Raw genomic sequence first — 19,939 nt, forward strand, 5'->3', positions numbered from 1 at the left:
GAGGCCCGGTGCAGGGCACACAGTGACGCTAGGCGCGGCGGTTAACGAGAATCGACCCCGCGGGTAAACGGGAGGTGAACGGAATCGGGCCCGTTGGGGCGGATGCCGGTCACGCCTTGGGGACGTGGGTCTCGATCGAGATGATGCCCGAACCGGGGTTCGTGGCCGACAGATGCGCGACGGAGAACGCGGCGACTTCGAGGGCCGACGCGCTGCCGACGTACGACCCGTGCATCGTCCCGGTGGCGAGGGCGAGCTCGGAGAGGATGTCGGGGAGCACCGGCCCGTGGCTGCAGATCACGGCGGGCTTGCCCGAGCGCACGCGCTTGCCGATGACGGTGCGGACGTCCGAGACGCCGTCCTCCCACGCATCCTGGCTGATGAGCTGGGTCTCCACCGGGCGCCGGTCGAGTGCTCGGGCCAGCGGCGTGACGGTCTGAACGCAGCGGACCGCGTCGCTGGTGACGATCTTGCGGATCCCGAATGCGCGCAGCGGCGCGACGATCGCCTCGGCCTGTTCCTTGCCCCGGGCGGTGAGCGGCCGTGCGGCATCCGGTCCGTCCCAGTCCGACCTCGACGCCGCCTTCGCGTGCCGCAGCGCGATGATCGGGAACGTGCGCAGCGCGCCGTCCGACACCAACCGTTCGAACTCGTCCAGGATCTCGAGGTCCACCGGATAGCTGAGGTTCTTGCGCGCCTTCTTCAGGCTCACCCACTCGAGCGCGGCGATCTCGCGGTTGGGGACGAAGGTGGACTTGCGGATCGCGTCGTCCGTCGCCTCCGCGGCCCAGTAGTGGACGACCTTCTGTCGCTTCGGGCGCATGAAGTAGCGGCTGACACCCACCGGAACGCCGAGGTGCACCCGGATGCCGGTCTCCTCGTGCACCTCGCGCACGGCCGTCTGCGCGAGCATCTCGCCGGGGTCGACCTTTCCCTTGGGCAGGGTGACGTCGCGGTACTTGGTGCGGTGGATCAGCAGGATCCGGAGCTTGCCCTCGGTCTGGCGCCACACGACCGCACCGGCGGCGTACACCGCCTTGTCGTCGCGGACGACCTGCACCGTCTGCGTCATCGCACCGAGCGGGAACGGCGACGGCGACGGATCTGGCTCATGGTCTTATCCTGCAGATCGACCAGCGGCTTGCCGTCCGCATCAACGGAGTGTCGCTCCCAAACCCCGTCGGCGCCGAGGTGCCATGTGCTCGTCCTGTCGTCCATCGCGAGGTCGAAGAAGTCGAGCAACTCCGATACGTGGTGCTCGTCCGTGACCCGCACGAGCGCCTCGACGCGACGGTCGAGGTTCCGGTGCATCATGTCGGCGCTGCCGATGAACACCTGCGGGTCGCCGTCGTTGTCGAAGGCGAAGATGCGGGAGTGCTCGAGGTAGCGCCCCAAGACGCTGCGGACCGTGACGTTGTCGCTCACGCCGGGCAGGTCGGTCTTGATGCTGCAGATGCCGCGGACCCAGATGTCGACCTTCACCCCGGCCTGGCTGGCGCGGTAGAGGCCGTCGATGATCTCCTCGTCGACCATCGAGTTCACCTTGATGCGGATGTGCGCGGGCTTTCCGGCGACGGCGTTCTTGCGCTCGTTGTCGATATGGCGCAGCAAGCCCTTGCGCAGGTGCAGGGGCGCGACGAGGAGCCGCTTGAACTTCTTCTCGATCGCGTATCCGGACAGCTCGTTGAACAGGCGCGTGAGGTCCTTGCCGACCTGGGCGTCTGCGGTGAACAGCCCGAAGTCCTCGTAGATGCGACTCGTCTTGGGGTTGTAGTTGCCCGTTCCGACATGTGAGTAGTGGCGCAGCTGCCCCTCCTCCTCGCGGATCACGAGCGCGAGCTTGCAGTGGGTCTTCAGGCCGACGAGGCCGTAGACGACGTGCACGCCGGCCTTCTCGAGCTTGCGCGCCCAGACGATGTTGTTCGCCTCGTCGAACCGCGCCTTCACCTCGACGAGCGCGAGGACCTGCTTGCCCGCCTCGGCCGCGTCGATCAGGGCCTGAACGACGGGACTGTCGCCGGAGGTGCGGTAGAGCGTCTGCTTGATGGCGAGCACATGCGGGTCGCGCGCCGCCTGCTCGAGGAACGCCTGCACGCTCGTCGCGAACGACTCGTACGGGTGGTGCACGAGGACGTCGCCCTTGCGGATGGCCGCGAACACATCGGCCCGATTGCTCGAGCCGGTCGGCTGGAAGGCGACCGGGGTCGTCGGCAGGTGCGGCGGGTAGCGCAGGTCGGGGCGATTGACCTTGGACAGCGAGAACAGGCCGCGCAGGTCGAGCGGGCTCGGCAGCCGGTAGACCTCCTGATCCGTGATGTCGAGCTCCTTGATCAGCAGATCGAGGGTCACATCATCCATGTCGTCGGCGATCTCGAGGCGGATCGGCGGGCCGAAACGGCGGCGCAGCAGCTCGGCCTCGAGAGCCTGGATGAGGTTCTCGCTCTCGTCCTCCTCGATCTCGACGTCCTCATTGCGGGTGAGGCGGAAGGCGTGGTGGTCGAGCACCTCCATCCCGGGGAACAGATCGTCCAGATGGTTGGAGATGAGGTCCTCGAGCGGGAGATAGCGGGCGATCTCGCTCGTGCTGGGCACCTCGACCAGACGGGGAAGCATCGGCGGCACCTTGAGGCGCGCGAACTCCTGGCGCCCGGTGCGGGCATTGCGGATGCGGATGGCGAGGTTCAGCGAGAGCCCCGAGATGTAGGGGAACGGATGCGCCGGGTCCACCGCGAGCGGCATGAGCACGGGGAACACGTGGAGTTGGAAGTACTCCGTCAGCGCGGCGCGCTCGGCGTCGTCCAGGCTGTCCCACTCGGTGATCTCGATCCCGGCATCCGCGAGCGCGGGGCGGACGAGCTCGGTCCAGGCCTTCGCGTGCCGCAGCTGCAGTGCGTGCGCCACGCGAGAGATGTCGGCGAGCACGTCGGACGGCGCGCGTCCGACGTTCGTGGGGACGGCGAGGCCGGTGACGATGCGGCGCTTGAGACCGGCGACGCGGACCATGAAGAACTCGTCGAGGTTGCTCGCGAAGATGGCCAGGAAGTTGGAGCGCTCGAGCTCGGGGATCATCGGATCCTCGGCGAGTTCGAGGACGCGCTGGTTGAATGCCAGCCAGCTGATCTCGCGATCGTGATAGCGGTGGTCGGGCAGCAGCGAGTCCGGCGCCTCGATGGCGTCGAAGTCGTCGTCCTCGGCGTCGCCGAGACCGGCATCCGTGATTGCAGCATCGATCATGGACTACATCTTCGCACCGCCAGGTGACGTGCGTGTGAACGAGTCGCCCGCCGCGTCAGGATGCGGATGCGCTGACTGCCTCGTCGTCATGCACGTTGAACCGGTAGCCGACGTTGCGGACGGTGCCGATGATCTGCTCCTGGTCGCCGAGCTTGGCGCGCAGGCGCCGCACGTGCACGTCGACCGTGCGCGTGCCGCCGAAGTAGTCGTAGCCCCACACCTCGCTGAGCAGCTGCTCGCGCGTGAAGACGCGGGACGGGTGCGTGGCGAGGAAGTGCAGCAGCTGGAACTCCTTGAACGTGAGATCCAGCGGGCGTCCGCGCAGCTTCGCCGAGTAGGACTGCTCGTCGATCGTGACACCCGAGGCCTGGACCCTTGTGGGAGCGGCCGTGGATTGCGCCTTCGCGATCGCCAGGCGGATCCGCGCGTCGGTCTCGGCGGGGCCGGCGTCGAAGAGCAGGACGTCGTCGATGCCCCAGTCGTCGGACAGCGCCGTCATGCCCCCCTCCGTGACGACGAGCAGCAGCGGTGCGTCCTGCCCGGTCGCGCGCAGCAGGCGGCACAGGGACTTGGCTCCTGCGAGGTCGGTCCGCGCGTCGACGACGACCACGTCGCTGTCGGGGGCGTCGACGAGCTGAGCCGGCTCGGCGGGGATCCTGCGCACCTGATGGGCGAGCAGTTCGAGCGCGGGCAGGACCTCTCCGGAGGGGACCGAAGACAGAACCAGGATCGAAGCCACGCGTATTCCTTTCGGGTGACGGGACCGCCACCCAGACCGGCGGCCTGCACGGCGCCGTGCGCCCATGATACCGATGCGTCACAATGGAGGCATGTCCGAACCCGCCCTCGCGCCCCGCAACGCCCTCGTCGGAGTCGTCATCGTCTGGGCCGTGGCGCTCGTCGCGGCGGTCGTGATCGGCATCGCCGTTCCCGAGGAATGGCGCGTGCCGTGGCTGCTCATCGGGTTCGGCGGAGCCGTGCTCCTCTCGTTCGCGCTGCAGCTGTGGTACGGCCAGACGAAGGGGTTCATCTTCCGGGTCGCGGCCAGCACGATCGGCGCGATGCTGCTTCTCGGCGTCGTCTCGGCCGGATTCGGTCTCGCAGCGCTGATCCCCGCGTGAGCGCTGCGCGGTAGAGTGGTGCCATGGATCTCGTCGCCCTCGAATTCTTCTTCATCGGACTCCTCGGTCTCGCGAGCCTCGCGATCGTGTTCGTCGCCGGCGTCGTGCTGCGGAACCTGTTCCGCGGCCAGCGCTGAGCCCGGCTGACTCCGAGTCGTCATGCTCGAGCTGCCGACCGATCTCCCCGCCGATCTCGCACCGCTGAGTTGGCTCATCGGCGTCTGGGAGGGCACCGGTGTCATCGAGTACACCGCGGGCGAGCATCATTTCCAGGGCGAGTTCACGCACCGGGTGAGTTTCAGCCACGACGGAACCGGCCATCTGAACTACTCCGCCACGGGCTGGATGAACGATCAGCAGGGCGACGCGCATGCGCCCCTGGTCGCCGAGACCGGTTTCTGGCGTCTGTCGCGTGCGGCGACGGAGGCGGATGCCGGGCCGGCACTTCTTCCGCCGATGCGCGAGGCGCCCGCGCGCACCGTCGACGACGTCGAACAGTTGCGTGCGGCGTCCGGCGGGTTCCCGATCGAGGTGTCGCTCGCCCACTCGGACGGCGTCCTGGAGCTCTACCTCGGCGAGATCAACGGCCCGCGCATCGACATCGCGACAGATGCGATCGTGCGCCCCGCCGGCGCCAAGGAGTACGGCGCGGCCAGCCGCATGTACGGCCTCGTCGATGGACACCTGCTCTGGGCCTGGGATATTGCGGCGCTCGGCGCCGGGATGTCCTCGCACGCCTCGGCGCGCCTGGCCAAAGTATGATCGTGTCCCTTCTGCACGACGCGCTCGCCGCGCGAGACGGAGCCGTCGAAGAGGATGGCGTGATCACGCACTTCGGCGATCCGATGCGCGAGCAGCGCCGTCTCGTCGACGGTTCGGCGGTCGCGCTGCTCGACGACCGCGTCGTCATCGAGGTGGCGGGTGAGGACCGTCTGACGTGGCTGGACTCGATCACCTCGCAGGCGCTCACGCGGCTGGGAGCGGGGGAGAGCACCGAACTCCTCGTGCTCGACCCGCAGGGGCGCGTCGAGCATGCGGCCGGTGTGCTCGAGGACGGCGCGACGGCGTGGCTCATCGCCGATGCCGCAGACGCCGCGCCGCTCGCGACGTGGCTGCAGCGCATGGTGTTCCGCTCGCGGGTGACCGTGACCGTCCGCACGGACCTCGAGCTGCTCGGCTTCTTCGCCGGCGGTGCGGCCGAGGCTGCGGTGGCCGGGATCGCGGCGTCCCCGAACTCCACACCACTGGTGTGGGCCGATCCGTGGAGCGTCCTCCAGCCGGGCGGCTATCAGTACGCGCAGGTGGCGGAGCATCCGTCGGCCGAATATGCCTGGCGGGTCGCAATCGCTGACGCGGATGCCGCGGCATCCGCCCTGCCCTCGCTCGAAGCCGCAGGTGTGCTCGCGGCCGACGCGCTCCGCGTCGCCGCGTGGCGTCCTCGGTGGTCGGCCGAGGTCGACGAGCGATCGCTCCCGCACGAGTCCGACTGGATCCGCAGCGCCGTGCACCTGAGCAAGGGGTGCTACCGGGGGCAGGAGACGGTCGCGAAGGTGCACAACCTCGGGCACCCGCCGCGCAGACTCGTCGCCCTGCACCTCGACGGCAGCGACGATCTGCTGCCTGCCCGCGGCGACGCCGTCGTCGCAGGCGACGATGAGGTCGGCACGATCACGTCGGTCGCCCGCCACTTCGAGGACGGACCCATCGCGCTGGCGATCCTCTCCCGTCGTGCGCCCCTCGGCGACCTCGTCGTGCGGACGGACGGCGGCGACATCGCCGCAGCGCAGCAGGTGATCGTGCCGGCCGACGCCGGCGCCACCGCCGACGTCCCCCGGCTGACGCGCCTGTCCCGGAGGCCAGCAGGTCAGGATCCGCGCAGGGCCTGATCGATCGGAGCCACGGAGCTCCACGCGACGGTGAGTTCGCCGAGCCTCCAGCGTGCGCGTCCGCCGAGCACCGCCCACCCCTGGTCCTTCAGCGCTTCGACGGCAGCGATGAAGCGCTGCGTGGCGCCGAACGTCGACATCGGGGAGGCTCGGTCCCATTCGCGATCCAGGGCCACGAGCAGATCGTGGATGCGCTCACCGGGAACATTGCGGTGGATCAGAGCCTTCGGCAGACGCTCGGCGACGATTCCCGGATGCTCCAGCTCGGCCAGTCGCAGCGAGATCGTGAAGCTGGACGGTGCGCCGCTGCCGTCGACGTCCACCCAGCTGGCGATACGGCCGATCTCGTCGCAGGTTCCCTCGATCAGCACACCGCCGGGGGACAGCCGGTCGCTCATGGTCTGCCAGGCGGAGCGGACGTCGGCCTCGTCGTACTGGCGCAGCACGTTCATCGCGCGGATGATCGCCGGTCGTCTGCCTCCGAGGATCGGCACCTCGAAACCGCCGCGTGCGAACGACACCGGCAGGTCCGCCGCGAACGGCGTGACGCCCGCTCGCACCTCGGCGAGCTGATCGCGCGCCGTCGCGACGCGCGCGGGGGCGAGCTCGAAGCCGACGACCTCGACGTCGGGGCGCACTTTCCGCAGCCGCGTGGCCAGCTCGAACGCGGTCACACCGCTGGCCCCGTACCCGAGATCGACGACCAGTGGATCAGCGGCACGCCGCAAGGCGGCGCTCGCCGCGATCGCGCGGTCGTTGCGCCGCAGCCGGTTCGTTCCGGTCGTGCCGCGCGTAGGGCGACCGAGCGGAGAAGGGGCCATGAAGCCATTCTCCCAGAGCCATAGACTGGAGCCATGACCCGCACCCTCATCCTGCTCCGCCACGGCCAGAGCGAGTGGAACGAACTGAATCTGTTCACCGGCTGGGTGGACGTCCGCCTCACCGAACAGGGCAAGGAAGAGGCCCGCCGCGGCGGCGAACTCCTCGCCGAGTCGGGGCTGCTCCCCGACATGCTGTACACCTCGGTTCTCAGCCGCGCGATCCAGACCGCGAACATCGCACTGGACTCGGCCGACCGGCTGTGGATCCCGGTCAAGCGCTCATGGCGGCTCAACGAGCGCCACTACGGTGCGCTCCAGGGCAAGGACAAGGCGCAGACCCTCGAGGAGTTCGGTCCCGAGCAGTTCCAGCTGTGGCGCCGTTCGTTCGATGTGCCGCCGCCCCCGCTCGACGACGACAGCGAGTTCAGCCAGGTCGGAGACGCGCGCTACGCCGGCATCGACGGCGAGGTCCCGCGCACCGAGTCGCTCAAGATCGTCATCGACCGTCTTCTGCCGTACTGGCACGACGAGATCGTCCCCGACCTCGAAGCGGGCAAGACCGTGCTGGTCACCGCGCACGGCAACTCGCTGCGCGGGCTCGTCAAGCACCTCGAGGGCATCAGCGACGACGACATCGCCGAGCTGAACATCCCCACCGGCATCCCGCTGGTCTACGAGCTCGACGACCAGAACGTGCCCGCCGGTCCCGGTCGCTACCTCGACCCGGAGGCCGCTGCCGCAGGCGCAGCCGCCGTCGCGGCGCAGGGCAAGAAGTAGCCCGACGCCCGCACAACGACGAGACCCCGCGTGAACGACGAGACCTCCTCCTGCTGACGTCAGCAGGAGGAGGTCTCGTCGTTAGGACGGGGTCTCAGGCCTCTGCGGCGGGCGCGTGCGCCTCGGCGGCGGCGGTGATGTCGTCGTCGCCGACGGCCCAGTCGCCGGTGGCGAGGTAGACGACCTTCTTGGCGACCGCGACGGCGTGGTCGGCGAAGCGCTCGTGGTAGCGGCTGGCCAGGGTCGCGTCGACCGTCGCCGTGGGCTCGCCCTTCCAATTGTCGCTGAGGACCTTCTCGAACACGCGCGCGTGCAGCTCGTCGACCTCGTCGTCGGCGTTGCGGATGACGTCAGCAAGGCGCAGGTCCTGCGTGCGCAGCAGTTCGGACAGCGTGCGCGAGATCTCCACGTCGCGCTCGCCCATCTTCGTGAAGGTGCCCTTCAGGCCCTTCGGGATCGCGCGCTCGGGGAAGCGGAGGCGTGCGAGCTGAGCGATGTGCTCGGCCATGTCGCCCATGCGCTCGAGCGACGCGCTCACGCGCAGCGCGAACACGACGATGCGGAGGTCGCGGGCGACCGGCTGCTGACGAGCGAGGATCTCGATGGCCAGTTCATCGAGGCTGACGGCCAGTTCGTCGATCTGCGCATCGTCCGCGATGACCTCCTCGGCCATCGCCACGTCGCTGTTCGCGAACGCCCGGGTGGCCTTGTCGATCGCGATCGTGACGAGGTCGGTGATCTCCACGAGGCGGGACTGGATCTCCTCGAGGGACTGGTGGAAGACTTCGCGCATGAGCGGCGCAACCTTTCGTTCGGAAATCGGGCGGTTCGGCCCGCCGATGGACGGGCGAGGCGGCATCCGCACCCGCTCAGCGATTCTGTGCGCCGAAGGTTAACGAACGGTGCCCGTTATGTGAATACTACTTCTCGGCTGCTTCAGGTGGCGCGGAATCATGCGGAAGCGGAGGTGAACGGGCCCTACGCTTGAGGCATGACCACGGGAAGCATCGCGCTGATCGCGCTGGCCGCCGGCCTGCTGATCGGCGTCGGGCTTTCGGCGATCATCGTGTGGGCCTACCGGGCCAGGGCGCAGGTCGTCGAGGCCGCTTCGACTCTCGTGCCGCAGGGGACGGAGGACGTCCTCGACAGCATGGACGATGCCGCCTGCGTCGTGGACGCATCGGGACTCGTCCTGGCCACCTCCCACCCGGCTGCCCGTTTCGGGATCGACGTGGGCGCAGTCCTCGAGAACACCGAACTGCGCCAGCTCGCCCGGGCCGTGCGGTCCAGCGGCGTCGCAGCGACCGAGACGATGCGCATCACCCGCTCAGGCGTCGGTCTCGATCCTCGCCTGGTGTCCGTCCGCGCGAGCACCCTCGGCGGACAGCTCACCCTTCTCATGATCCGCGACGTCACCGAGCAGGAGCGCCTCGACCAGATGCGTCGCGACTTCGTCGCCAACACGAGCCATGAACTGAAGACGCCGGTCGGCGCGGTCAGTCTGCTCGCCGAGGCCATCGAGTCCGCCGCGGACGATCCTGCACAGGTGCGCATCTTCGCGTCGCGGATCTCGGCTGAGGCGACCCGCCTGGCCCAGCTGACCGGACGCATCATGAGCCTGTCGCGGCTGCAGGCATCCGACGGGGTCGCGGATTTCAGCGTCGTCGCGTTGGACGAAGTGATCACGGCATCCATCGAGGGCCACGCCGTCCAGGCCGATTCGGCCGGCGTCGAGCTCGTCAGGGGCGGCGATCGCGGAGCGCATGTGCGCGGCGACGCGCAGATCCTCATCGAGGCCGTCGGCAACCTCGTGGCGAACGCGATCCTCTACTCGCCCCGGGGATCGCGGGTCGGGGTGGGGGTGACGATCGAGGGGGAGACCGTCGAGATCGCCGTCTCGGACCAGGGCATCGGCATCACCGAATCCGACCGGGAGCGCGTCTTCGAGCGCTTCTACCGTGCCGACGAGGCGCGGTCGCGGCGCACCGGAGGGACGGGACTCGGCCTGTCGATCGTCAAGCACGCGACGCAGCGGCACGGCGGGGAGGTGCGGCTGTGGTCGCGCCCCGGCCGCGGCTCGACGTTCACGATGGTGCTGCCGCGCATCGATGCGACCGCACCGGATGCCGAGAAGAAGACCAAGAAGAAGAAGAAAAAGAAGAAGCGTGCGCGCACGGCTCTGGGGACCGAAGCCGCGCGCATCCGAAACGGAGAGAACGCATGACCCGCATCCTTCTCGTCGAGGACGAGCCAGACCTCGCCGACCCTCTCGCCTATCTGCTGCGCCGCGAGGGCTATGAGGTCGAGATCGCCGAGGACGGTCCGGGCGCGCTCGGCGCTTTCCGTGAGCGGGGAGCCGACATCGTCCTGCTGGATCTCATGCTGCCGGGGATGCCGGGCACCGAGGTGTGCCGGCAGATCCGCTCCACCTCCGCCGTGCCGATCATCATGCTCACGGCGAAGGACTCCGAGGTCGACATCGTCGTAGGACTCGAGCTCGGCGCGGACGACTACATCACCAAGCCCTACTCCTCCCGGGAGCTGCTCGCGCGCATGCGGGCCGTGCTGCGCCGGGTCGTCCAGGCCGAGAGCGATCTGGACGAGCGCGTGCTCGACGGCGGCCGCGTCTCACTCGACATCGACCGCCACACGGTGACGGTCGCCGGCTCCGAGATCAACATGCCGCTCAAGGAATTCGAGCTGCTCGAGGTCCTCATGCGCAACTCCGGCCGCGTGCTCACCCGCGGTCAGCTCATCGACCGGGTGTGGGGCAGCGACTACTTCGGCGACACGAAGACGCTCGACGTGCACATCAAGCGCATCCGCTCACGCATCGAGGAGAACCCCGGCGAACCGGTCATGCTCGTGACCGTCCGCGGTCTGGGCTATCGCTTCGAGGGCTGAGCCCGACACGGAAGAGGCCGCCACCCGGATGGGTGGCGGCCTCTTCTCGGTCTTCGATCCGAGGTCAGTCGGTCGGCACGAGGTCCGCGTAGTAGGGGAGGGTTCCGTCGAGCACCGGGACCTCTGCGGTCGCGCCGGTCGCGTCTCCGGACTGGAAGTACATTTCAACGGTCGCACCCGGCTTGACGCCGAGGTCGTCGATGCGCAGCGGCTCGGCGTCCGCGCCCAGGCTCAGCGTGTCTCCGGCGCCCACGCGCACCGTGAGCGGGGCGAGCCCCTCGGCCTCGATCGTCAGGACCTCATTCTGGTCGGTGTCGTTGACGATGGCGGCGACGAGGTTGCCGACGGAGCCGTCCTCGTTGGCGATGATCATCGCGTTGCGGATCTGCAGCGGGCCGTCCGAGTCGGGGATGTTGATCCCGTCGGAGGCCGAATACTGGATCTCGGTGGACTGCGGGGTGATGAACGTGCACCCGGTCGCGCCGAGCAGAACGAGGGCGCTGAGGGCGGCAGACGCTACAAGGCGCGATTTCACGGATCCTCCTGGAGCTGTGGGATATCCCGTCCATTCTACGGGTATCGCCACGGGCAGCAGGGACGCCGCGGGGGCAAACCTTAGCGCATGTCGCCTGTGGTATTCTGGAGGTTGCCGAAAGGACACGATTTTATGCTTTTTGAGGTTGGCGAGACGGTCGTCTATCCGCACCATGGGGCCGCGACGATCATCGAGGTCAAGGATCGCGTCATCAAGGGCGAGACGAAGAAGTATCTGAAGCTCAACGTCACCCAGGGCGACCTGATCATCGAGGTTCCCGCAGAGAACGTCGACCTCGTCGGCGTGCGCGATGTGATCGGCCAGGAGGGCCTCGACCACGTGTTCGAGGTTCTGCGCGCCCCGTTCACCGAGGAGCCGACGAACTGGTCCCGCCGCTACAAGGCGAACCTGGAGAAGCTCGCATCGGGCGACGTGATCAAGGTCAGCGAGGTCGTGCGCGACCTGTGGCGCCGCGATCAGGACCGCGGACTGTCCGCGGGCGAGAAGCGGATGCTGGCGAAGGCCCGTCAGATCCTCATCTCCGAACTCGCACTCGCTGAGAAGTGCGACGAGGACAAGGCCGGCACTCTGCTCGACGAGGTCCTCGCGTCGTAGTCTGAGAGCGTGACTCTCCTTCCTGCGCCGACGACGGCGATCATCGTCGTCGCGGCCGGTTCCGGCACGCGCCTGGGGGCTTCGGCGCCCAAGGCGTTCGTCGGCATCGATGAACGATCCGTACTGCGTCACGCGCTCGACGGCGTGTTCGCCGCGTCTCCGGCGCAGGTGATCGTCGTCGCCCCGGCGGGGCACGAGGGGGATGCCGAGAGCGAGCTGCGCGCAGCGGCCGGCGATCGCGTCGACCTCGGCCGCGTCGTCGTCGGCGGCCGGACCCGTCAGGAATCGGTCGCCGCGGGTCTGGGCGCGCTGTGGGGCGACATCACCACCGTGCTGGTCCAGGACGCCGCCCGCGCACTGACGCCTCCGGAGCAGATCGACGCGGTCGCTGATGCCGTGACGGCGACCACTGGGGTCATACCGGCGCTGCCCGTCGTGAACACGCTCAAGCGGGTCTCGGGCGACGACGTCGTCGAGGCGGTCGACCGTGCAGAGCTCGTGGCGGCGCAGACACCGCAGGGCTTCCCGCGGGATCTGCTCGAATCGGCGTATGCCGCGGCGCTCGCGGCGGGTGGGGAGTACACCGATGACGCAGCCGTGTTCGCGGCGGCCGGGCATCCGGTCACCCACATCGCAGGATCACCTCTCGCCTTCAAGATCACCCTGACCGCCGACCTCGACCGTGCACGGCAGCTCGTGGCGCCGGCCCAGCAGGCTCCCGCGATCCCGCGCGTCGGCGTCGGCACGGACGTGCACGCGTACGGCGGCGGCGGCGATCTGTGGCTGGCAGGTCTCGAGTGGCCGGGGGAGCCGGCTCTCTCCGGCCATTCCGACGGAGACGCCGTCGCCCACGCCATCGTCGACGCGCTGCTCGGAGCCGCCGGACTCGGCGACATCGGCGAGCATTTCGGCACGTCCCATCCCGAGTACGCAGGAGCGCACGGAAGCGTATTCCTCGCCCGGACGCGCGAGATCCTCGAGCGCGCAGGGTTCACGATCGGCAACGTCTCGGTGCAGATGCAGGCGAACAGGCCGCGCTTCAGCGGTCGCCGTCTCGAGGCGCAGAACGCCCTGTCGGCAGCGCTCGGGGGAGCGCCCGTGTCGATCACCGCCACGACGACCGACGCGCTCGGCTTCGCAGGCAGGGGAGAAGGCGTCGCCGTCACAGCGGTCGCGCTGGTGCTGCCCGGTACGCTGGAGCAGTGACAATCCGCCTCTACGACACCCGCGCGCAGCAGCTGCGCGACTTCGTGCCTCTCGACCCCGAGAACATCACGATGTACGTGTGCGGACCCACAGTCCAGTCCGGCCCGCACATCGGGCACGTGCGCGCGGCGCTGAGCTTCGACATCCTGCGCCGTTGGCTGTCGCACCGGTACGGACGGGTGACCTTCGTGCGCAACGTCACAGACATCGACGACAAGGTCATCGCCAACGCGACCGATGCAGAGCCCTGGTGGGCGCTCGCCTACCGGATGGAGCAGGAGTTCGCGGCCGCATATGCCGGCGTCGGCATCCAGCCCCCGACGTACGAGCCGCGCGCGACGGCATCCGTGCCGCAGATGCAGGAGCTGATCCAGGTGCTCATCGAGCGCGGGCACGCCTATCCGGCGCCCGACGGTTCGGGCGATGTGTACTTCGACGTGCGCTCCTGGTCGTCGTACGGAGAGCTGACGAATCAGTCGGTCGAGGCCATGGAGGCCGCGCAGGATGCGGACCCGCGCGGCAAGCGCAACCCGCAGGACTTCGCCCTCTGGAAGGGCGCCAAGCAGGGCGAGCCCGCGGATGCCACATGGGCGTCCCCGTGGGGTGCCGGTCGCCCCGGGTGGCACATCGAATGCTCGGCGATGGCGAAGCGCTACCTCGGCTCCGACTTCGACATCCACGGCGGCGGACTCGACCTGCGCTTCCCCCACCACGAGAACGAGCTCGCGCAGTCGACGGCGGCAGGCGACGGCTTCGCCCGCTACTGGGTGCACAACGGGCTCGTGACCGTCGACGGGCAGAAGATGTCGAAGTCGCTCGGCAACTTCACCCTCGCAGCCGATGTGCTCGCCGAGCACGAGCCGCTCGTGGTGCGGTATGCGCTCGCGGCGGCGCACTACCGTTCGACCCTGGACCTCTCCGCGGCGTCGTACGCCGAGGCCGAGGCGGCACTCGGCCGCATCGAGACCTTCCGCCAGCGCGTGCTGCGCGTTTCCGACGCGGACCCCGTGGCCGCCGCGCCGGGTGCGCTCCCGGGGGCCTTCGCCGCCGCGATGGACGACGACCTCGGAGTGCCGCAGGCGCTCGCCGTCGTGCACGACACCGTGCGTGCGGGCAACGCTGCTCTGGATGCCGGTGACACGGCAACGGCGGTCGAATCCGCGCGCTCGCTCACGGCGATGCTCGCGGTCCTCGGGTTCGACGGGCCCGGCGCGTCCATCGCAGGGGGCACCGAGGCATCCGCCCTGGACGCGCTGGTGCAGGAGATGATCGCCCAGCGCGCACAGGCGCGCGCCGACAAGGACTGGGCTGCGGCCGATCGCATCCGCGATGCGATCGCCGCGGCAGGAATCACGCTGGAGGACACTCCGGCCGGAACTCATTGGAGCATCGATGGCTAAGCCAGGAAACCCCTCAGCGGGCAAGGGCAAGAAGAAGGGTCCCACCAAGGGCACCGGAGGACTCGGTCGCAAGGCGCTGGAAGGCCGCGGACCGACGCCGAAGGCGGAGGACCGCGCGTGGCACGTCGCCGGCAAGCGCAAGGCTGCGGCCGAACGCTATGCCGCCGCGGGCGGACGCGGCCGGCCAGGGCGGCAGACGTCCGGCGGCAACCCGAACCGCACCGCCCGCGCCAAGGACAACACGTCCGACACCGAGACGGTCACCGGGCGCAACTCCGTACTCGAGGCGCTGCGCACGCGCATCCCCGCGACCGCGATGTACATCGCTCAGCGCGTCGAGATGGACGACCGCGTCAAGGAGATGCTCTCGATCGCGACGCACCGCGGCATCCCCGTCCTCGAGGTCACCCGCCAGGAGCTCGACCGCATGGCCGGATTCGACGGCGTGCACCAGGGCGTCGCGCTGAAGGTTCCGCCCTACGAGTACGCGCACCCGCAGGATCTGCTCGAGAAGGTGATCGATCGCGGCGAGGTCCCGCTGTTCGTGGCGCTGGACGGCATCACCGACCCGCGCAACCTCGGGGCGATCATCCGCTCGACCGCGGCTTTCGGCGGGCACGGGGTCATCCTCCCGCAGCGCCGCTCAGCCGGCGTGAACTCGGCCGCGTGGAAGACGAGCGCCGGGGCCGCTGCCCGCATCCCGGTGGCCATGGCGACCAACCTCACCACCCAGCTCAAGGAGTTCAAGAAGCAGGGCGTGTTCGTGCTCGGTCTCGACGGCGACGGCGACGTGTCGCTCCCGGCGCTCGAGCTGGCCGACCGGCCGGTGGTCGTGGTCATCGGCTCCGAGGGCAAGGGGCTGTCGCGCCTCGTCACCGAGAACTGCGACCAGATCGTCTCGATCCCGATCTCGGCGGCCACAGAGTCGCTGAACGCCGGCATCGCGGCCTCGGTCGCGCTGTACCAGATCTCCACTTTCCGGGCGGCCGGGCGGAACTGATCCGCAGACCGCGGAATACTTGCCACGGCAGGTTGTTGCTCCCGGGGAGCGCAATCGCGCCCCATCCACGAAGGGAAAACCATGGCACGCATCGCCGTCATCGGAGGAACCGGCTACGCCGGATCGAACATCGTTGCAGAGGCGGTGTCGCGCGGACACTCCGTGGTCTCCGTCGCACGGTCCGTCCCGAGCGAGCGCGTCGAGGGCGCCGTGTACCTCGAGGGCAACATCCTCGACGTCCCGGGACTGCTCGCGCAGCTCGGCGAGGTCGACGTCGTGATCCAGGCGCTCTCGCCGCGTGGCGACATGACCGGCAAGGTCCGCGCGGCGACCGCTGAGCTCTATGCGGCCCTCCCCGAGAACGTGCGCCTCGGCGTCGTCGGCGGTGCGGGCGGAAGCCTCGTCGCCCCCGGTGGCCCCCGCGTGATCGACGCGGGCTTCCCGGAGGAGTTCAAGCCCGAGGCTCAGGAGGCCATCGGCATCCTGGAGGATCTCCAGGCGAATGCCGACGGCAACGACTGGTTCTTCGTCCATCCCGCCGCCGGCTTCGGCAATTGGGCGCCGGGAGAGCGCACCGGGACCTACCGCGACGGCGGACAGGTTCTCGTGACCGACGAGAAGGGCGAGTCCTTCATCTCCGGCGCCGACCTGGGCGTCGCATTCGTCGACGAGATCGAGAACCCGAAGCACCACCGCGAGAACTTCGCCGTCGGCTACTGACTGCGAGTTTCACCACCGCTCTCAGACCAGGTCGCGCCAGTCGACCTCGTCGTCCTCGTCGTCCTCGTCGGGCACAGGAACCGCTCCGGTGACCACGGGGATCGACACGGTCTCGGTCGGCGGCCCCATGATGGTCGCCTCGTCGCGCCGGTGCCGCAGCACGTCGTTGATGTACGAGGTGAGCACTTCGGCGAGCGGGATCGAGCGCCCGTGGCCCTGGGAGAGGTACCACCGGTGCTCGAGCACCTGGTGGAACACCTCGGCGGGTTCGAGCTTCGCCCGCAGCTCGTAGGGGATCGCCCGCACGACCGGCTCGAACACGCGCGTGAGCCACTCGTGCGCGTACATCTCCTCGTCGGCCCACTCCTTGGTCGAGCGGGCGCGGAACTCGTCGAGGTCGTTGAGCAGGCGCCGGGCCTGGTTCTCCTCGACGTCGAGACCGGTCAGCCGGATGAGGCGGCGCTGATGGTGGCCGGCATCGACGACTTTGGGCTGGATGTGCACGACCGTGCCGTCCGTGGTCGTCGCCATCGACATCTCGTCGATGTCGAACCCGAGGGCGTTGAGGCGTTCGACACGCTCGGTGATGCGCCAGGTCTCGTTCGCCGAGAACGATTCCTCGGCGGTCAGTGCTGCCCACAGCGAGTGGTAGGCCGAGACGATGCCGTCGGCGATCGCGACGGCATCCACGCCGTGCTCGAGGCGCCCGCCGGCGGCGAGGTCCATGATCTCGCCGGCGATGTTCGTGCGGGCGAGGTCCAGGTCGTAGAGACGCTGGCCTTCGGTCAGACCCTCCTCGTGCAGCTCGCCGGTCTCGGCATCAACGAGGTAGGCGGCGAACGCGCCCGCATCGCGACGGAACAGCGTGTTCGACAGCGACACGTCGCCCCAGTAGAAGCCGACGTTGTGCAGGCGGACCAGCAGCAGCGCCAGCGCGTCGACGAGACGCGTCGCGGTGTCCGGGCGCAGCACGCGGGTGAACAGGGCGCGGTACGGCATCGAGAAGCGCAGGTGCGAGGTCACCAGAGCTGCAGGCAGGGCATCTCCTGCGGAATCGGTGCGTCCGTCGATCACGGCTACACGGTCGACGCACGGCACGTCGAGCCGTGCGAGGCTGCCGAGCATCTCGTACTCGCGCTTGGCCATCTCGGCCGTGGTCTCCTTCACCGCGACGACACGGCCGGAGAGATCGGCGAAGCGCACCAGGTGGCGGGAGAGCCCTTTGGGCAGCGAGACGATGTGTTCGCTCGGCCATTTTCCGAGCGGCACCGACCAGGGAAGCCCCAGCAGCCCGGGGTCGACCGTGCTGGCGGTGATCCGCAAAGCGTCTTGCATGGCCCTCCTGGATGCCGGGGAAGACGACGCGGCGCGGGTGACCTGCTGGTCAGCCCGCGCCGCGCGTGTGACGAGGTTACGAGGCCGAGACGACCGGCTTGTCGTTCAGGCGATCGCCCGACTCGAGGTCGAAGGCGTGCACGTGGCCGGGGTTGGCGGCAAGCGTCACGGTCTCGCCCGCGTTCGGGTGGTTGCGGCCGTCGACGCGCGCGACGATGTCGGTGCGCTTGCCGTTGATTTCGGTGTGGCCGTAGAGGTAGCCGTCGGCGCCGAGCTCCTCGACGAGGTCGACCGTCACCGACAGGCCCTTGCCGTCTGCGGGGCCGACCGTGATGTCCTCGGGGCGGACGCCGACCGTGACCTGCGAGCCCGTGGCGCGGCCGACGGTGTCGCGGTCGAGCGGGACGACCTCGGTGCCGAACCGCACGCCGCCGTCGGCGAGGTCGGTGGTGAACAGGTTCATGGCCGGCGAGCCGATGAAGCCGGCGACGAAGACGTTGTTCGGCTTCTCGTACAGGTCGCGCGGGCTGCCGACCTGCTGGAGCAGGCCGTCCTTGAGCACGGCGATGCGGTCGCCCATGGTCAGAGCCTCGGTCTGGTCGTGGGTGACGTAGACCGTGGTGACGCCGAGACGGCGCTGCAGCGAGGCGATCTGGGTGCGGGTCTGCACGCGCAGCTTGGCGTCGAGGTTCGACAGCGGCTCGTCCATGAGGAACACCTGCGGCTGGCGGACGATGGCGCGGCCCATCGCGACGCGCTGACGCTGACCGCCCGAGAGCGCCTTGGGCTTGCGGGTCAGATACTGCTCGAGGTCGAGGAGCTTGGCTGCCTCGAGGACGCGCGCTGCGCGCTCCTCCTTGGCGACGCCGGCGATCTTGAGCGCGAAGCCCATGTTCTCGGCGACCGTCATGTGCGGGTAGAGCGCGTAGTTCTGGAAGACCATCGCGATGTCGCGGTCCTTCGGCGGCACGTCCGTGACGTCGCGGTCGCCGATGAGGATGCGGCCCTCGTTGACCTCTTCGAGGCCGGCGAGCATGCGCAGGGACGTGGACTTGCCGCATCCGGAGGGGCCGACCAGGACGAGGAACTCGCCGTCTCCGACCTCGAGGTTGAGCTTGTCGACGGCCGGGCGGGTTCCGCCAGGGTAGAGCCGAGTGGCGTTGTCGAAAGTCACCGATGCCATGATGTTTCTCCTTCACCGGCAGGTACGTGCCGGACGATCCGTTGTGATGGAAGCGGTGGAGAGACCCCACCGTGGCCCGTCGTCGGGCCGGTTTCAGTATGGCACGAAGCGCCCCGTCTGGGTATTTCCCAGCCTGGCTGGATACCATCGAACACGGTCCGGAGCACACACGCAGGCCGTGTGTCCGACGGGTGCCGGGGAACCCGTCCCCGCCCAGATCTTCAAGAGGAACGATGTCGAGCGACGAAACGCCGAACGTCCCCACCCCTCGCACGTCCCGTGAGGCGGTCCGGGAGAAGGCCCAGCAGGTGCACGCCAAGCAGTCGCGTGCCCGCATCATGCGACGCATCATCATCGGTGCCATCGCGATCGTGGCCGTCGGAGCCATCGGCACCGCCGTCACGATGGCGATCAGCTCGAGCGTCTCGAAGCCCGTCCTGAGCCCGAAGGGCCTCGACGGCGACGGCATCGTCGTCGGCAGCGTCAGCGACATGTCGGCGGAGACCGTCCCGACCACACCCGTGCCGGAGGAGAGCGGTGCGGGCGAAGCGACCTCGGAGCCGGCGCCCACGGCGACGCCCACCACGGCCCCCGTCGACGTGCACATCTATGTCGACTACCTCTCGCCGGGCGCGGGAGACTTCGAGCTCGCCAACACCCGCCAGCTCGCCGGGTGGATCAACGAGGGCGCCGTGACGGTGACCTACCACCCGGTGGCGATGCTCACGGCCAGTTCCAACGGCACGAAGTATTCGCTTCGCGCGGCTGCCGCTGCAGCCTGCGTCGCGACGCATTCGCCCGACAAGTTCTACGCGTTCAACCACGAGCTCCTCGTGGACCAGCCCGAGGTCGACAGCCCCGGCGGCACCGACGCCGAGCTCGCCGACTTGGCCGTCGCGGTCGGCGTCGACAGCGCCAAGGTCGTGCGCGCCTGCATCGAGGATCAGGACTACATCACCTGGGCCAAGAACGCGACCTCGCGTGCTCTCGAGGGTCCGCTGGACGGATCCGACGACCTCGTCCTCACCAGTGCGCCGATGATCGTCGTGAACGGCGAGGCCTATGTCGGGTCGCTCAAGGACCCGGCCGAGTTCTCGCAGTTCGTGCTCACCGTCGCCAGCGAGACCGAGCCGACGCCGGAGCCGACGACGACGTCGTCGCCCACGCCCACCGAGGCCCCTGCGTCGTAGTTACCGACTCGC

20 protein-coding genes are annotated in these 19,939 nt (G+C 69.1%); 12 read left to right on the top strand and 8 right to left on the bottom strand.

Features of this window, described 5'->3' with window-relative positions:
• Nucleotides 1–109: 109 nt before the first annotated feature.
• From HWX58_RS01960 to HWX58_RS01970, 3 genes are read right to left on the bottom strand one after another with little or no spacing between them, the layout of a single operon-like run.
• Nucleotides 110–1,072 carry an NUDIX hydrolase gene (locus HWX58_RS01960; RefSeq protein WP_175985390.1) on the bottom strand — a complete coding sequence of 321 codons (963 nt, stop codon included), beginning with the start codon at nt 1,070–1,072 and terminating at the stop codon, nt 110–112.
• The gene (locus HWX58_RS01965) at nt 1,069–3,234 is read right to left on the bottom strand and encodes an RNA degradosome polyphosphate kinase (protein ID WP_175985391.1); all 2,166 of its coding nucleotides are present in this window, start codon (nt 3,232–3,234) and stop codon (nt 1,069–1,071) included. The genes HWX58_RS01960 and HWX58_RS01965 overlap by 4 nt, the downstream gene beginning before the upstream one ends.
• A 55-nt stretch (nt 3,235–3,289) precedes the next feature.
• Nucleotides 3,290–3,973: a winged helix-turn-helix transcriptional regulator gene (locus HWX58_RS01970; RefSeq protein WP_175985392.1), complete on the bottom strand. Its 684-nt coding sequence runs from the start codon at nt 3,971–3,973 to the stop codon at nt 3,290–3,292.
• Nucleotides 3,974–4,064: 91 nt separating this feature from the next.
• On the opposite strand from HWX58_RS01970, the gene HWX58_RS01975 reads away from it, so the two are divergent.
• The 3 genes from HWX58_RS01975 (at nt 4,065) to ygfZ (ending at nt 6,241) form a co-directional block, all read left to right on the top strand.
• A complete protein-coding gene (locus HWX58_RS01975) occupies nt 4,065–4,355 on the top strand; it encodes a hypothetical protein (protein WP_175985393.1) in 291 nt (96 codons plus the stop codon).
• Nucleotides 4,356–4,514: 159 nt separating this feature from the next.
• A complete protein-coding gene (locus HWX58_RS01980) occupies nt 4,515–5,117 on the top strand; it encodes a nitrobindin family protein (RefSeq protein WP_175985394.1) in 603 nt (200 codons plus the stop codon).
• 11 nt (nt 5,118–5,128) lie between these two features.
• On the top strand, nt 5,129–6,241 hold the full coding sequence (gene ygfZ, locus HWX58_RS01985; RefSeq protein WP_250646069.1) for a CAF17-like 4Fe-4S cluster assembly/insertion protein YgfZ: 1,113 nt from the start codon (nt 5,129–5,131) through the stop codon (nt 6,239–6,241).
• On the opposite strand, the gene HWX58_RS01990 is transcribed toward ygfZ, so the two are convergent.
• Nucleotides 6,220–7,062 (bottom strand): class I SAM-dependent methyltransferase, encoded by an 843-nt coding sequence (locus HWX58_RS01990; RefSeq protein ID WP_175985396.1) that lies wholly within the window; start codon nt 7,060–7,062, stop codon nt 6,220–6,222. The genes ygfZ and HWX58_RS01990 overlap by 22 nt on opposite strands.
• 33 nt (nt 7,063–7,095) lie before the next feature.
• Between HWX58_RS01990 and HWX58_RS01995 the strand changes: the two genes are divergently transcribed.
• Nucleotides 7,096–7,839 (top strand): phosphoglyceromutase, encoded by a 744-nt coding sequence (locus tag HWX58_RS01995; RefSeq protein ID WP_175985397.1) that lies wholly within the window; start codon nt 7,096–7,098, stop codon nt 7,837–7,839.
• A gap of 94 nt (nt 7,840–7,933) precedes the next feature.
• On the opposite strand, the gene phoU is transcribed toward HWX58_RS01995, so the two are convergent.
• On the bottom strand, nt 7,934–8,632 hold the full coding sequence (gene phoU / locus HWX58_RS02000; protein ID WP_175985398.1) for a phosphate signaling complex protein PhoU: 699 nt from the start codon (nt 8,630–8,632) through the stop codon (nt 7,934–7,936).
• A 198-nt stretch (nt 8,633–8,830) separates the two neighbouring features.
• On the opposite strand from phoU, the gene HWX58_RS02005 reads away from it, so the two are divergent.
• Both HWX58_RS02005 and HWX58_RS02010 read left to right on the top strand, forming a co-directional pair.
• Nucleotides 8,831–10,063, top strand: coding sequence for a sensor histidine kinase (locus tag HWX58_RS02005; protein ID WP_175985399.1), 1,233 nt, complete (start codon nt 8,831–8,833; stop codon nt 10,061–10,063).
• Nucleotides 10,060–10,743: a response regulator gene (locus tag HWX58_RS02010; protein ID WP_175985400.1), complete on the top strand. Its 684-nt coding sequence runs from the start codon at nt 10,060–10,062 to the stop codon at nt 10,741–10,743. Before HWX58_RS02005 ends, HWX58_RS02010 begins: the two co-directional genes overlap by 4 nt.
• 64 nt (nt 10,744–10,807) lie before the next feature.
• Here the strand turns inward: HWX58_RS02010 and HWX58_RS02015 are convergent, their stop codons facing one another.
• Nucleotides 10,808–11,278: a DNA modification methylase gene (locus HWX58_RS02015; protein ID WP_175985401.1), complete on the bottom strand. Its 471-nt coding sequence runs from the start codon at nt 11,276–11,278 to the stop codon at nt 10,808–10,810.
• Between the two features lie 132 nt (nt 11,279–11,410).
• On the opposite strand from HWX58_RS02015, the gene HWX58_RS02020 reads away from it, so the two are divergent.
• The 5 genes from HWX58_RS02020 to HWX58_RS02040 all read left to right on the top strand — a co-directional run bounded on the left by HWX58_RS02020 (nt 11,411) and on the right by HWX58_RS02040 (nt 16,219).
• The gene (locus HWX58_RS02020; protein ID WP_175985402.1) at nt 11,411–11,893 is read left to right on the top strand and encodes a CarD family transcriptional regulator; all 483 of its coding nucleotides are present in this window, start codon (nt 11,411–11,413) and stop codon (nt 11,891–11,893) included.
• A 9-nt stretch (nt 11,894–11,902) separates the two neighbouring features.
• Nucleotides 11,903–13,099 (top strand): 2-C-methyl-D-erythritol 4-phosphate cytidylyltransferase, encoded by a 1,197-nt coding sequence (ispD, locus tag HWX58_RS02025; protein WP_175985403.1) that lies wholly within the window; start codon nt 11,903–11,905, stop codon nt 13,097–13,099.
• A complete protein-coding gene (gene cysS / locus HWX58_RS02030) occupies nt 13,096–14,499 on the top strand; it encodes a cysteine--tRNA ligase (protein ID WP_175985404.1) in 1,404 nt (467 codons plus the stop codon). Before ispD ends, cysS begins: the two co-directional genes overlap by 4 nt.
• Nucleotides 14,492–15,499, top strand: a complete 1,008-nt coding sequence (gene rlmB / locus HWX58_RS02035; protein ID WP_175985405.1) for a 23S rRNA (guanosine(2251)-2'-O)-methyltransferase RlmB — start codon at nt 14,492–14,494, stop codon at nt 15,497–15,499. The genes cysS and rlmB overlap by 8 nt, the downstream gene beginning before the upstream one ends.
• Nucleotides 15,500–15,580: 81 nt before the next feature.
• Nucleotides 15,581–16,219, top strand: coding sequence for an NAD(P)-dependent oxidoreductase (locus HWX58_RS02040; protein WP_175985406.1), 639 nt, complete (start codon nt 15,581–15,583; stop codon nt 16,217–16,219).
• Between the two features lie 21 nt (nt 16,220–16,240).
• Here HWX58_RS02040 and HWX58_RS02045 read toward each other — a convergent pair whose 3' ends face one another.
• Nucleotides 16,241–17,554, bottom strand: coding sequence for a DUF4032 domain-containing protein (locus HWX58_RS02045; RefSeq protein ID WP_175985407.1), 1,314 nt, complete (start codon nt 17,552–17,554; stop codon nt 16,241–16,243).
• Nucleotides 17,555–17,630: 76 nt separating this feature from the next.
• Nucleotides 17,631–18,737 carry an ABC transporter ATP-binding protein gene (locus HWX58_RS02050; RefSeq protein WP_175985408.1) on the bottom strand — a complete coding sequence of 369 codons (1,107 nt, stop codon included), beginning with the start codon at nt 18,735–18,737 and terminating at the stop codon, nt 17,631–17,633.
• Between the two features lie 233 nt (nt 18,738–18,970).
• Between HWX58_RS02050 and HWX58_RS02055 the strand changes: the two genes are divergently transcribed.
• Nucleotides 18,971–19,927 carry a DsbA family protein gene (locus HWX58_RS02055; RefSeq protein ID WP_175985409.1) on the top strand — a complete coding sequence of 319 codons (957 nt, stop codon included), beginning with the start codon at nt 18,971–18,973 and terminating at the stop codon, nt 19,925–19,927.
• Nucleotides 19,928–19,939: the final 12 nt, after the last annotated feature.

Origin of the sequence: Microbacterium tenebrionis, from assembly GCF_903645325.1 — a bacterium.
Classification (GTDB): Bacteria; Actinomycetota; Actinomycetes; order Actinomycetales; family Microbacteriaceae; genus Microbacterium; species Microbacterium tenebrionis.

Excerpts from the sequence above, each read along its gene's own strand:
- HWX58_RS01960 (WP_175985390.1), bottom strand. The coding sequence starts at position 1,072 with ATGACGCAGACGGTGCAGGTCGTCCGCGACGACAAGGCGGTGTACGCC.
- HWX58_RS01965 (WP_175985391.1), bottom strand. The coding sequence starts at position 3,234 with ATGATCGATGCTGCAATCACGGATGCCGGTCTCGGCGACGCCGAGGAC.
- HWX58_RS01975 (WP_175985393.1), top strand. The coding sequence starts at position 4,065 with ATGTCCGAACCCGCCCTCGCGCCCCGCAACGCCCTCGTCGGAGTCGTC.
- HWX58_RS01980 (WP_175985394.1), top strand. The coding sequence starts at position 4,515 with ATGCTCGAGCTGCCGACCGATCTCCCCGCCGATCTCGCACCGCTGAGT.
- HWX58_RS01990 (WP_175985396.1), bottom strand. The coding sequence starts at position 7,062 with ATGGCCCCTTCTCCGCTCGGTCGCCCTACGCGCGGCACGACCGGAACG.
- HWX58_RS01995 (WP_175985397.1), top strand. The coding sequence starts at position 7,096 with ATGACCCGCACCCTCATCCTGCTCCGCCACGGCCAGAGCGAGTGGAAC.
- phoU (WP_175985398.1), bottom strand. The coding sequence starts at position 8,632 with ATGCGCGAAGTCTTCCACCAGTCCCTCGAGGAGATCCAGTCCCGCCTC.
- HWX58_RS02005 (WP_175985399.1), top strand. The coding sequence starts at position 8,831 with ATGACCACGGGAAGCATCGCGCTGATCGCGCTGGCCGCCGGCCTGCTG.
- HWX58_RS02010 (WP_175985400.1), top strand. The coding sequence starts at position 10,060 with ATGACCCGCATCCTTCTCGTCGAGGACGAGCCAGACCTCGCCGACCCT.
- HWX58_RS02020 (WP_175985402.1), top strand. The coding sequence starts at position 11,411 with ATGCTTTTTGAGGTTGGCGAGACGGTCGTCTATCCGCACCATGGGGCC.
- rlmB (WP_175985405.1), top strand. The coding sequence starts at position 14,492 with ATGGCTAAGCCAGGAAACCCCTCAGCGGGCAAGGGCAAGAAGAAGGGT.
- HWX58_RS02040 (WP_175985406.1), top strand. The coding sequence starts at position 15,581 with ATGGCACGCATCGCCGTCATCGGAGGAACCGGCTACGCCGGATCGAAC.
- HWX58_RS02045 (WP_175985407.1), bottom strand. The coding sequence starts at position 17,554 with ATGCAAGACGCTTTGCGGATCACCGCCAGCACGGTCGACCCCGGGCTG.
- HWX58_RS02050 (WP_175985408.1), bottom strand. The coding sequence starts at position 18,737 with ATGGCATCGGTGACTTTCGACAACGCCACTCGGCTCTACCCTGGCGGA.
- HWX58_RS02055 (WP_175985409.1), top strand. The coding sequence starts at position 18,971 with ATGTCGAGCGACGAAACGCCGAACGTCCCCACCCCTCGCACGTCCCGT.